This window comes from Shimia sp. Alg240-R146, from assembly GCF_947331465.1.
Lineage (GTDB): Bacteria > Pseudomonadota > Alphaproteobacteria > Rhodobacterales > Rhodobacteraceae > Shimia.
Window position 1 is genome coordinate 117,490 of sequence record NZ_CAMZOK010000002.1, and the last position, 11,978, is coordinate 129,467.

Here is an 11,978-nt window from a genome sequence, read left to right on the forward strand (position 1 = left end):
AATGGACGCGCGCGCGATTATTGCCGAGTTGAGGCGAGGTGAGTCCCCTAGCAGCGAGGAGTTGGCGTGGTTCGCTCGCGGTCTTGCTGACGGCGCGGTTAGTGATGCTCAGGCCGGGGCTTTCGCCATGGGCGTTTGTTTGCGCGGGCTGAGCGAAGAGGGCCGCGTGGCGCTGACATTGGCGATGCGCGACAGTGGAGACACGATGGCCTGGGATTTGCCCGGACCGGTGTTGGACAAACACTCCACGGGTGGCGTCGGAGATTGCGTCAGTCTTGTACTGGCGCCTGCCTTGGCCGCGTGTGGCGCATATGTGCCAATGGTTTCTGGGCGCGGACTTGGCCACACAGGCGGCACGTTGGACAAATTGGAAGCCATTCCTGGTTATCAGACCGGATTGGATGAGACGCGGTTTACCCAAGTGGTTCGGGAATGCGGCGTGTCTATTGTCAGCGCGACCGCCGACATCGCACCAGCGGACAAGCGCCTTTATGCAATTCGGGATGTGACTGGTACGGTAGAAAGCCTGGACCTGATCACGGCGTCGATTTTGTCCAAGAAACTGGCCGCGGGGTTGCAGGGACTGGTGTTGGACGTGAAAGTTGGCTCTGGTGCGTTTATGAAAACACTCGAAGACGCAGAGGCGTTGGCAGAGTCGTTGGTGAGTACCGCCAATTTGGCGGGGTGCCCGACGAGCGCCGTTATTTCGGACATGAACCAGCCGCTTGCGCCGGCACTGGGTAATGCGCTTGAAGTCGCAACTTGTATGGAAGTACTGACCGGCAACACAGGCGGGCCAGTGGCCGAGTTGAGCGTGTCGTTAGGCGGCGTGTTGCTGGCGAATGCGGGGCTGGCGGCGGATGTCGAGGCCGGCGTAGCGCAGATGGTTGAGGCGTTGGCCAGTGGTCGTGCCGCGGAGGCGTTTGGAGGGATGGTGGCTGCGCATGGTGGGCCTGTCAAATTTGTTGAGGAATGGCGGCGCTTCCTGCCGGAAGCGTCTGTGATCCGAGCCGTAAAAGCCCCCCGTACAGGCTATGTTGGCGCGATTGACGGCGAGGCGCTGGGCTTGGCCGTTGTTGGCCTAGGTGGCGGGCGCCAAGTAGAAAGTGATGTGATTGACCCTGCTGTCGGGTTTTCCGAGGTTGTGCGGTTAGGGACTCGAGTTGAGGCAGGGGATACGTTGTTGCGATTGCACGCCGGCCGCGAGGACAAGGCGGATGCCGCTGAGGCAGCGGTGTTATCTGCGATTGCCCTTTATGATGAAAAAACCGATATCCCACCGCTTGTGCATGAGAGGAACCGCTAATGACACGGGCGTTTTTGGTGGTGATGGATTCCGTCGGTTGCGGCGGGGCCCCCGATGCCGGGCAGTTTTTTAACGGTTCGGTGCCTGATACGGGATCAAACACACTGGCCCACATCGCGCAGGCTTGTGCAGCGGGCAAAGCCGAAGAGGGCCGGTCTGGACCATTGAAAGTGCCAAACCTTGATGCGCTGGGCCTTGGTGCTGCGACGCGGTTGTCGGGTGGCACCACTGTGCCGGGATTGGACGCAGCACCTTCCGGTGTTTGGGGAGCCGCGACGGAGCATAGCCCGGGCAAAGACACGCCGTCTGGCCACTGGGAATTGGCAGGTGTGCCGGTGCCGTGGGATTGGGGCTACTTTCCAGTAGAGACCCCGTGTTTTGACACGGATCTTGTGGCACAGGTGTGCCGCCTTGCTGATGCGGACGGAATTCTAGGTAACTGCCATGCCTCCGGCACGGTGATCATAAATGAGATGGCGGAAGAGCATATTCGGATAGGGTACCCAATTTGTTACACCTCGGCAGACAGCGTTTTTCAGATTGCAGCCCATGAAGACCACTTTGGGCTTGAGAAGCTGTTGAAACTGTGTCGGGATTTGGCACCGACATTGCATGCAATGAAGATTGGGCGGGTGATTGCACGCCCCTTTGTGGGCGATGACAAAAACGGGTTTACGCGAACAACGAACCGTCGCGACTACGCCATCGCCCCACCAGAACCGGTTTTGACGAACTGGGTGCAGGACGCAGGCCGCAAAGTGCATGGCGTTGGGAAAATAGGTGATATTTTCACTATGGCGGGTATCGATGACTGCACCAAAGGTGCGGACTCCAAGCTAATGAAGGACTTGCACAAGTGGGCGGACGAGGCCGAAGACGGTAGCCTAACTTTCGCAAATTTTGTCGAGTTTGACAGTCTTTATGGCCACCGGCGCGATATTTCAGGCTACGCGCGAGCGCTGGAGTGGTTTGACGTGCAGATCGGCACATTTATGGACAAAATGCGGGAAGGTGACCTCTTGATCCTGACCGCGGATCACGGCAATGACCCGAGTTGGACCGGCACCGACCACACGCGCGAACGCGTTCCTGTGCTATGTGCCGGAGCCGGAACCAAAGAGGTTGGGATTGTCGATTTCATCGATGTCGCGGCCACGATTGCCACACATCTGGGGGTGACCCCTCCACGCGGAAGGACTTTTTTGTGAGCGTAGCTGATCTGCCAAAAATTGAATTGCACCTGCACCACGAAGGCGCGGCACCACCAGCATTCATCAAACAGTTGGCGCATGAAAAGAATGCCGACTTGAGCAAGGTTTTCGCGGCCGACGGCGGCTATGCCTTTGAAAATTTCGTGCATTTCCTAAGCGTCTATGAGGCAGCAAGTTCGGTTCTGACCGGACCGGAGGAGTTTGCGCGGCTGACCACAGCCATTCTTGAAGAAAGTGCCGCCAATGGTGTGGTTTATACCGAGAGCTTTATCAGCCCGGATTTTTGTGGTGGCGGCGACGTTGGCGCGTGGCGGGAATATCTTGCTGCCATTCAGGAAGCGGCCGATGCGGCAGAGGCCAAACATGGCATCACGCTGCGGGGCGTGGTCACGGCTGTGCGCCACTTCGGGGTCGAAAAATCCAAAGCTTCCTCGCTTTGTGCTGCGGAAACCGCGGGCGGTTTCATTACTGGCTTTGGCATGGGGGGTGACGAAGGCCAGTTCACGCAGGGTGATTTTAGCTATGCCTTCGCGCAGGCCAAAGAGGCGGGTTTGCAATTGACAACCCATGCCGGGGAGTTTGGCGGGCCAGAGAGCGTCTGGGACGCAATCCGGGATTTGAACGTCGAGCGCATCGGTCATGGCGTTCGTGCGATTGAAGACCCAGCATTGATCAAGGAGCTTGTAGCTCGCCAGATCACGTTGGAGGTTTGTCCTGGGTCGAACGTGGTGTTGGGCCTGTTTCCGGACTTTGCCAGCCACCCAATCCAGAGATTGCGCGATCAGGGGGTGAAGGTCACGGTCAGCACGGACGACCCGCCGTTTTTCCACACCACCATGCGACGGGAATACGAAGAACTGGCCAAGGCCTTTGGTTGGGACGCGAGCGATTTTGCCGAGCTGAACCAAACCGCGCTTGACGCAGCTTTCTGCGACGCAGATACCAGAGCCAAAGTAGCAAAAAGATTGGAGCACGCCTGATGGATCATTTGACAGTTGTGGATCACCCGCTGGTGCAGCACAAGTTGACGATTATGCGCGATCAGGCCACCTCGACGGGCGAGTTTCGCCGATTGCTGCGCGAAATCAGTCAACTGTTGGCCTATGAGGTCACGCGCGAACTGCCCATGACCACAAAAAAAGTCCAAACGCCAATGGTTGAAATGAATGCACCAACGCTGGCGGGGCGCAAACTCGCACTGGTGTCAATCTTACGAGCCGGTAACGGTTTGTTGGACGGAATGTTGGAGCTGGTGCCGTCGGCTCGTGTGGGCTTTGTTGGATTATACCGCGATGAGGAAACGCTGGAGCCTGTGCAGTATTACTTCAAGGCGCCCGGTGAGCTTGATGAGCGGTTAGTGATTGCTGTCGATCCGATGCTTGCCACTGGCAATTCTTCTGCGGCGGCGATTGACCTGCTCAAAGAGCAGGGCGCCAAAAATATCCGCTTCTTGTGTCTTCTTGCGGCGCCAGAGGGGGTGGCACGTATGAAAGAGGCGCACCCCGATGTGCCTATTGTCACAGCGTCACTTGATGAGCGGCTGAACGAGAAAGGCTATATCCTTCCCGGTTTGGGGGACGCAGGCGACCGGATGTTTGGCACACAGTGAAGCAAATTTAACGATTTCAGCGGTTTACTCATCTAGATATTTCCGGCAATGTTGCCCCTACATCTTGTGGGGGCAAAATGAAACTGACCAGAGTCATCGCGGTCAATGTGATCGTGGCATCTTTGGGCTTAGGCGTGGTTCACGCACAGTCCTTTTCGCCAATGGACTCGCCGGCTGAATTCCCGCCGGCGAGCTATAAAGGTAAACAGTACGTCGATAGCCGCGGGTGTGTGTACATCCGTGCAGGCATAGACGGGAATGTGACCTGGGTGCCGCGTGTGTCGCGGGATCGAAAGGTCATATGTGGCTTCAAACCCACGTTTGACAAGCCGGTGGCAGGCACTGCCGCACCAGCTAAAGTTGACAGCAATGTGGTTCAGATTAAGCCGGCGGCCGCGCCTACGGAAAGCAAGTCAATTTTTGGCTCGACCAACAGTGTGCCCAAGAAAAAGACCGTTGCCGCGCCCACAGACAAAGTGAAAACTGTGGCCCCTGCGCAACCCGCAACCGTCGCGACAAAGCCAGCGCCGAAACCCATTCGGCCTACGACTAAGAAAAAGCCCTTGTTCACGACACCGGTAGCGGTGCCGCCGGCGACCCAACCAACGACGAAACCAGCGGCGCCCGCGCCCAAGACGACAACTCGCCGACCGACAAACCAACCTCCACGTGCAGCAGGTACAGCGTCTGATTGTCGGGGTGGGGCGGCGACCCACAAAGGTATGAAAGTGCGCTGTGGGCCGCAGACAGAACTGCCCTATACACCTGGCACAGGTGGACCAACATCACAGCCGCCAAAGATGCGTTTTGATCAGCAGAATTCGTCATTGCGGCGCCCGGCGCCAGGCACAGTCGTACGCGAGGGCGAGGTGGCGCGCAATGTTCGGGTAGTTCCAAAACATGTCTATGAAGCCAATTTGGTGAACAACGTGGCCACCTCCATTCCGGATGGCTATCGGTTGGCGTTTGATGACGGTCGGCTGAACTCTCGCCGCGCGGAGATGACGTTTGAAGGCAAAGCGCAGAGCGACCGGATATGGGACCGCCGAGTACCCCGCAAACTGTTGCCGCAAAAGATTGGCGAGGGTCCTGTTGTGACGCGCCGCAACACGATTGAGCCGTCGCTGACGTCTGGGCCGACGGTTTCGACCAAGTCTGTTTCTCCGGAAAAGGCCCTGCGGCTGGCGGGCACGCCTTATGTACAAGTGGCCACATTTACGGATGCGCGAGCGGCACAGGCCGCAGCCAGGGAAATCCGCAAATTGGGACTGCCTGTTCGCATCGGCAAGTTTGAGCAGGCAGGCATCGTTCAGCGTATGGTTTTGGCCGGTCCATTTAAAGATCGGACAGCGGTCGAGGAAGCGATTGCAATAGCACACAGTGCTGGATTTACAGGGGCTTTCTTGCGGCGATAACACCGGATGAATTTACGTGATCACCCAATGGCGCGGTGGGGCAGACCTCAGCCGTCGCAAATGCCTTGAAGCGCAACCCATTCCCCGTCAGTCAGGACAGGCTCCGGCGTCACTGCGAAGGGGTCCGCTTCGATAAGTGCCAATGTGTCTTCGCCGGAAGGATCCAGTGCGAAAGCATAGGGGCTAATGCGGACCTTTTGGGTTTTGAAGGAATCGATCAAGGCCTCATTGTTGGGTCGTTCGGGCTGCGCCAAAACCACGTTTTCAATATGGCTGCGCAATAGATCATCAGGCAAAGCACCCGTGGTCAGAAGGCGGAAGCTTGCGCGCATCCCGTTGTTTTCCAGCAATTGCCGCAGCGGGTCTCCAGTGGCAAGCCGGGCTGCGATGATAAATCCGGCCACCACATCAGGTTCTTCAAAGTCTTCAACAGTGGCGCGGTTCAAAAGCACGGTGCCTCCCGGCAGAACTGTGGCTTCGCGTACACCTGAGGTCACGATCATCAACTTTTTAACGCCGAGGCGTTTCTCCAATTTGCGCAAGGCAGCCTCACCGAGGGGGCCGTCACAGGCCTGTCCGGTGACGCGCGTGGTGTGCTTTAGCAATGAAGCGCCGACGTCCTGACGTATGGCGTCGGGCGCCACGCGCAGCGCGTGTTCGCGCAGGGCGCCAGGCAGCCAGAAGACGGCCAGTGCCGCAAGTGCAACCAGACCGACGCCGAAAATGCCAAAGCGCAGCCGTCCGGGGTGGGGGCGGCGGCGGGAGATGGCAGTGCGGAGTTTTTCGATCGCTTCAATCATCTCAACTTCGTCTTGTCCAACTTCGAGAGTTTCGCCCGCGTCGCCGTCGGGATGAAAGATCGCGGGCCTCTCGCCAGGATTGGCACGGCGTACCGCGGGGATAGACCAATGAGTCAGCGCCCTATCCCGAAGATCTGAAATCACAAGCGTGGCATCGCCGATAGAGACAATTACATCTCGGCGCTGGGCGTCCTTGGACTCGCGCCAGATCGCGGTTGCCTCAAGTCGGTCGTACTTGTGGAGTGCTGTGCTCATGGAAGGCCTGCTCTGCCTTTATTGTTGTTCTTTGGCTTATCACAGGCGGATTGGCTCCGGCAATGGCGCTTGAGGCAGACTGCAGGTGCCGGGTGTTCGGGTATCTCGGCGTTTTCAACCCAGATTTTGGGCTAGGGTTCTGAGCTCAAATTTCTGAATCTTGCCGGTGGACGTCTTAGGCAACTCCCGAAAGACAACTTTCTTCGGAGTTTTGAACCCGGCCAATTGCGTGCGGGCGAAAGCGATGATCTCGTCCTCGGTCGCGCTGCAACCTTCGAGCAGTTCAAGGAAGGCGCAGGGCACCTCGCCCCATCTTTGATCGGGTTTGGCCACAACGGCAGCGAGTGAAACAGCGGGATGGTGCATCAGGACACCTTCGACCTCGACAGAAGAGATGTTTTCGCCGCCGGAGATGATGAGGTCCTTGGCGCGATCCGTGATCTGCACATAAGTGTCGGCGTGCTGAACGGCGATGTCCCCGGAATGAAAATACCCTCCCTCAAAGGCCTTGTCGGTGGCCTCGGAATTTTTGAAGTAGCCTTTCATGACGCCATTGCCGCGTATCATGATCTCCCCAGGTGTGTCTCCGTCCATTTCAGTCTGCGTCATGGTTTCGTCCATCACGGTGACGTCTTCGATAAAGGGCATGGCGATGCCTTGGCGGGCTTTGACAGCGGCGCGGTCTTTCGGAGGTAACGTATCCCATCTGTCGTGGTCCCAAAGGCATTCCGTAGCCGGGCCGTAGACTTCGGTCAGGCCGTAAACCTGGGTAACGTTAAAACCCATGGGCTCAATTTTTTCCAAGGTTGCGGCGGCGGGGGGCGCGCCGGCGGTGAATACTTCGACGGTATGGTCAAAGGCGCGACGGTCTTCGTCGGCGGCATTGACCAATGTATTGAGCACGATGGGCGCACCGCCAAAATGGGTCACGCCTTCGTCTGCGATGGCGTCAAAGATGTTCTTGGCGGTGATGTCGCGGCAGCAGACTAGGGTGCCGCCCACCATGGGCATCATCCACGTGTGGCACCAGCCGTTGCAGTGAAACAGTGGCACAATTGTCAGGTAAACGGGGTGCAGTACCATTCTCCAGCTGAGCACTTGGCCCATTGCGTTCAGATAGGCGCCGCGATGATGGTAGACCACGCCCTTGGGGTGGCCGGTGGTGCCGGAGGTATAGTTGAGAGCGAGGCTCTCCCACTCGTCTTCAGGCAACTTCCAAACAAAATGAGCGTCTCCGGAGGCAAGTACGTCTTCGTATTCCGGATGACGGCCGCTGGCGGGGACGCCATGATCGGGGGCCGCGACCTCGATGATTTGGGGCGGGCGCTTGCGCATATCTTTGCAAGCAGCTTCAGCCAAATCCAAAAAGGCGCTATCGACCAGTATAACTTTGGCCTCGCCGTGGTCCAAGATATAGGCGACCGTTGCCACATCGAGGCGGATATTGATGGCGTTGAGCACCCCACCACAGGCGGGAACGCCAAAATGCGCTTCGGCGGCCGCTGGGATATTCGGAAGAAGCGTGGCAACGACGTTGCCGGATTGGACGCCCATATCTGTTAGAGCGGAGGCCAGTTGTGAGCAACGGGCATGATATTCAGTATAGGTCTTTCGATGGGCACCATGCACCACGGCGAGCCGGTTTGGGAACACAGTTAGGGCGCGATTGAGTCCCGACAAGGGTGTCAACGGCACGTAATTCGCAGCCCGTTTGCCAAGCCCTGTTTCATCAGACATCCAGCCCATTGCCGCTCCTCCCAGTTGGTGATGGTCGCGCGATTGTGCCGATAGAATGCCGGCTTGGGAAGTTGGTAATTCTACGGGGAAATTTTTCGGGAGAATCAGTTTGGCGACCGCTAACCCTGCGCCGATTGAGCTGTAAAAAGGTGTCAGAAATGTCCCGAACGCCGCGACATCAAGGGCGCAATTAAGGTGATTAAGGGGTGAGTTGGCCTCAGATCATGGTTAATGCGAGTTAACCATGTTGAGTGTTTCTGACGTGTAGACAGTGCCTTACTTTTTCCTGATTTGCGGCCAAATCGTTCCCAAAACCTTAGCAAAATGTCTTCTAAGGCATACAAATAATGCGCCTGGGGAAGATGAAATGGATACGAGTGAAAATTGGTGGAATGACATGGCGCCGCGCAAATCTGCGGTCTCTCCAGTCTATTCGGGGCCAGGGTTTGGTTTATTTGCAGACACGCCTGTCGCCACGCCAGACGGCTGGATTGCCGCTGGTGAACTGGAGCGTGGCGACGAAGTTTTGACATTTGATGCGGGGTTTCAACCTTTAAGCGCCGTGGTGAGAGAAGAGCGGATCCGAGCGGGCACTCGCTGGCCGGAAAGCCTTCGCCCTGTACGGGTGCCTGCGGGTGCGCTGGAAAACCGCGAAGACGTGCTAATGCTGCCACATCAGGGAATTTTGCTGGAAATCGAAGACGTTGCCGACCCACTGGGAGATCCATATGCGGTGATTCCAGCCGCGGCACTGGAGATTCTGCCTGGCGTGGAACGGGTATCGCCGTTGACGGTGCAGGACATCGTGTTTCCGGTGTTTGCCGAGGATCATATGGTTTTTGCAGCAGGTGGCATGCTGACCTTTTGCCAATCCCATTGGGGGACCCGCGCCGGATTGATGCCTCGCTTCGGCGTGGCGTCGAATTACAACATGTTACCGGTCAATGCCGGCAAGTTGCTGGTCGAAGTGCTTCTGACTGAATTCGAAGGCGAGGCGATCGCCTGAATTGCATTCCAAAGTCAGAGGGAAACGCCCGCCGGGGGGATCGGCGGGCGTTTTCGTTTATTTGAGAGCTGGCCAGCCGCGTTAGATCAGCTACCTTGCAGTGGCCATCGCAGAAAACTGTTTTGAGGAACTGGTCGTGAAGGTGAGTGTAGAAATTCGGAGCCCCGAGGACGTCATGGAAGGGGGACATACCGTGCATCTCTTTGTTGATGAAGGCGGGCTAGAGATGTTGATTGCTAGCTTGCAGGCGATGCGAAGTGGCCTTCCGTGAAGCAATCCGCTCACGTTGTTTTCTGAAGAATGGGGCAATGGAGCGCTCTCGACCGAAAAGGTAATCGACGATGCCCAAAGCACTCATTGCCTCAAGATCACCAAACGCGATTGGTGACAAAAGAAAACGGGGGCCGAAGCCCCCGTTTTGCGTTTATGCGGCTTTTTCAGCCTGTGGGCCGAAGCGGCCGTAGAAGGTCTGACCCTTCTCTGCCATGTCGCGCAGCAACGGCGGGCAGGAAAAGCGCTCGCCGAACTTGGCGGTCAGCTCGTCGCAACGCTCGGCGGCCCAAGGCGCACCCACGATGTCGAGCCAGCTGAACGGGCCACCGGACCAAGGCATGAAGCCCCAACCGAGGATCGCGCCAACGTCGCCTTCGCGGATATCTTCCAGAACACCAGCTTCCAGCGCGCGTACAGCTTCCAGAACCTGCGAGAAGATCAGGCGGTGCTGTACTTCGACAACATCAGGCTGCTCTTCCAGAAGGGGGAACTTGTCGTTGAAGCCTTCCCAGTAATCCAGACGTTTGCCTTTTTCGTCGTAGTTGAAGAAACCGGCTTTGGCTTTGCGGCCAAGGCGGCCTTCGTCGACCATCCAGAACGTCACATCGTCCGCGATGGACGCAGGATAGTCGTCGCCCATAGCTTCCATTGTGGCTTTGGCGATTTTCGCGCCAAGATCCATGGAGGTTTCGTCTACCAGCTGGATTGGACCCACTGGGAAGCCAAGCAGTTGTGCTGCGTGGTCCAGAAGGGGGCGCCCCACACCTTCGCCAGCCATCATCACGCCTTCGTTGATGTATGGGATGATGCAGCGGTTGGCGTAGAAGAAACGCTCGTCGTTCACAACGATTGGTGTCTTGCGGATCTGACGAACGTAATCCAGCGCTTTGGCAACCGCACGTGGCCCAGTGTCTTGGCCTTTGATGATCTCAACCAGTGCCATCTTCTCAACAGGGGAGAAGAAGTGGATGCCGATGAATTGATCTTTGCGCACAGAGGCTTCGGCCAGACCGGTGATCGGCAGGGTCGAAGTGTTGGACGCAAAGATGGCGTCCTCGGGGATGATCGCCTCGACCTTTTTGGTCATTTCGGCTTTCACGCCCACATCCTCAAAGACGGCTTCGATGATCAGGTCGACGTCCGAAAGCGTGTTGAGGTCTGTGGTCGCAGTGATGCGGCCCAGCATGGCTTCTTTCTTCTCGGCTGTGACTTTGCCGCGCTTCATGCCTTTGTCGAGGTGGGCCTCGGTGTAGGCTTTGCCGCGATCTGCCGCTTCTTGGTTGGTGTCGATCAACACAACGTCCATGCCAGCCTGAGCCGACACAAGCGCGATGCCTGCACCCATCATGCCTGCGCCAAGAACGCCGACTTTTTTGACAGTCTGGTCTGGTACGTCAGGACGGTTGGCGCCTTTTTCCAGGGCTTCTTTGTTGATGAACAAAGACTGGATCATGGCCGAAGACGATGGGTTCATCAAAACATTGGTGAACCAGCGGGCTTCGATTTTCAGAGCAGTATCGAAAGGCACCAAGGCGCCTTCGTAACATGCCGACAGCAGCGCTTTGGCCGCAGGATAAACGCCCCAAGTGTTGGCGTTGACCATGGCGGATGCGCCGACGTAGGTCATGAAGCCTTGTGGGTGATACGGGTCACCGCCGGGCATTTTGTAGCCTTTGGCATCCCATGGTTTCACGAGATCCGCGTCAGATGCGCCCAGCACCCATTCGGTCGCCGCCGCAACCGGATCGGCCACAACTTCGTCGATGATGCCAGCCGCTTTGGCTTTCTTGGGGTCAACCATTTTGCCTTGCAGCAGGTACTGCGAGGCGGCCATGAAGCCCATTTTGCGCACAAAGCGTGTGGTGCCGCCCATGCCCGGGAAGATGCCGACCATGATTTCCGGCAGGCCGATTTTGGCTTTGGGGTTGTCAGCCGCAAAGATGCGGTGTGTCGCCAAAGGCAGTTCCAGACCAATGCCAAGCGCGGTGCCGGGCAGGGCAGCTGCAATTGGCTTGCCGCCTTTGTTGGTTTTTGGGTCCATACCAGCGCGTTCGATTTTGCGCAGGAATGTGTGGCCCATCATGGTAAAGTCAAACAGCGCTTTGGCTGGCTCGTCACCGGCGTTTTCGCGGATCGTGCCAAGCGTGTTGAGGTCCATGCCGCCGGCAAAAGTGTCTTTGCCAGAGGTGATCACGGCGCCTTTGATGGACTCGGTGCCCAGAACTTCGTCGATCAGCGCTTCCAGCTCACCGAAGGATTCCTGACGCAGGACGTTCATGGATTTGTCAGCCACGTCCCAAGTGATGATGGCGACACCGTTGTCGCCGACGTTCATTGTGAAATCAGTCATGTCTTTTATCCTGTTA

At 57.4% G+C, this 11,978-nt stretch carries 9 protein-coding genes; 6 read left to right on the forward strand and 3 right to left on the reverse strand.

The window, feature by feature from the left end; genetic code table 11:
* The first annotated feature begins 1 nt into the window (after position 1).
* The 5 genes from PG871_RS09740 (at position 2) to PG871_RS09760 (ending at position 5,541) form a co-directional block, all read left to right on the forward strand.
* The gene (locus PG871_RS09740; RefSeq protein WP_270728942.1) at positions 2-1,306 is read left to right on the forward strand and encodes a thymidine phosphorylase; all 1,305 of its coding nucleotides are present in this window, start codon (positions 2-4) and stop codon (positions 1,304-1,306) included.
* Positions 1,306-2,514: a phosphopentomutase gene (locus tag PG871_RS09745; protein WP_270728943.1), complete on the forward strand. Its 1,209-nt coding sequence runs from the start codon at positions 1,306-1,308 to the stop codon at positions 2,512-2,514. Before PG871_RS09740 ends, PG871_RS09745 begins: the two co-directional genes overlap by 1 nt.
* Positions 2,511-3,497 (forward strand): adenosine deaminase, encoded by a 987-nt coding sequence (locus PG871_RS09750; protein ID WP_270728944.1) that lies wholly within the window; start codon positions 2,511-2,513, stop codon positions 3,495-3,497. Before PG871_RS09745 ends, PG871_RS09750 begins: the two co-directional genes overlap by 4 nt.
* Entirely contained in the window at positions 3,494-4,126 is a 633-nt protein-coding gene (gene upp, locus PG871_RS09755) for a uracil phosphoribosyltransferase (protein WP_270730852.1), read from the forward strand. The genes PG871_RS09750 and upp overlap by 4 nt, the downstream gene beginning before the upstream one ends.
* A gap of 800 nt (positions 4,127-4,926) precedes the next feature.
* Entirely contained in the window at positions 4,927-5,541 is a 615-nt protein-coding gene (locus PG871_RS09760) for an SPOR domain-containing protein (RefSeq protein WP_270728959.1), read from the forward strand.
* Between the two features lie 47 nt (positions 5,542-5,588).
* Here PG871_RS09760 and PG871_RS09765 read toward each other — a convergent pair whose 3' ends face one another.
* Both PG871_RS09765 and PG871_RS09770 read right to left on the reverse strand, forming a co-directional pair.
* Entirely contained in the window at positions 5,589-6,596 is a 1,008-nt protein-coding gene (locus PG871_RS09765) for a hypothetical protein (RefSeq protein WP_270728961.1), read from the reverse strand.
* Positions 6,597-6,710: 114 nt separating this feature from the next.
* Positions 6,711-8,342 (reverse strand): AMP-binding protein, encoded by a 1,632-nt coding sequence (locus tag PG871_RS09770; protein WP_270728962.1) that lies wholly within the window; start codon positions 8,340-8,342, stop codon positions 6,711-6,713.
* Positions 8,343-8,700: 358 nt separating this feature from the next.
* Here PG871_RS09770 and PG871_RS09775 point away from each other — a divergent pair, with 358 nt between their 5' ends.
* Positions 8,701-9,339 (forward strand): Hint domain-containing protein, encoded by a 639-nt coding sequence (locus PG871_RS09775; protein WP_270728963.1) that lies wholly within the window; start codon positions 8,701-8,703, stop codon positions 9,337-9,339.
* A 424-nt stretch (positions 9,340-9,763) separates the two neighbouring features.
* Here PG871_RS09775 and PG871_RS09780 read toward each other — a convergent pair whose 3' ends face one another.
* Positions 9,764-11,962: a 3-hydroxyacyl-CoA dehydrogenase NAD-binding domain-containing protein gene (locus tag PG871_RS09780; RefSeq protein WP_270728965.1), complete on the reverse strand. Its 2,199-nt coding sequence runs from the start codon at positions 11,960-11,962 to the stop codon at positions 9,764-9,766.
* Positions 11,963-11,978 lie beyond the last annotated feature (16 nt).

Bases quoted from the DNA above. Each gene is read 5' to 3' on its own strand.
- PG871_RS09780 (WP_270728965.1), bottom strand. From the start codon at position 11,962: ATGACTGATTTCACAATGAACGTCGGCGACAACGGTGTCGCCATCATC.
- PG871_RS09745 (WP_270728943.1), top strand. From the start codon at position 1,306: ATGACACGGGCGTTTTTGGTGGTGATGGATTCCGTCGGTTGCGGCGGG.
- PG871_RS09775 (WP_270728963.1), top strand. From the start codon at position 8,701: ATGGATACGAGTGAAAATTGGTGGAATGACATGGCGCCGCGCAAATCT.
- PG871_RS09765 (WP_270728961.1), bottom strand. From the start codon at position 6,596: ATGAGCACAGCACTCCACAAGTACGACCGACTTGAGGCAACCGCGATC.
- PG871_RS09770 (WP_270728962.1), bottom strand. From the start codon at position 8,342: ATGGGCTGGATGTCTGATGAAACAGGGCTTGGCAAACGGGCTGCGAAT.
- PG871_RS09760 (WP_270728959.1), top strand. From the start codon at position 4,927: ATGCGTTTTGATCAGCAGAATTCGTCATTGCGGCGCCCGGCGCCAGGC.
- PG871_RS09740 (WP_270728942.1), top strand. From the start codon at position 2: ATGGACGCGCGCGCGATTATTGCCGAGTTGAGGCGAGGTGAGTCCCCT.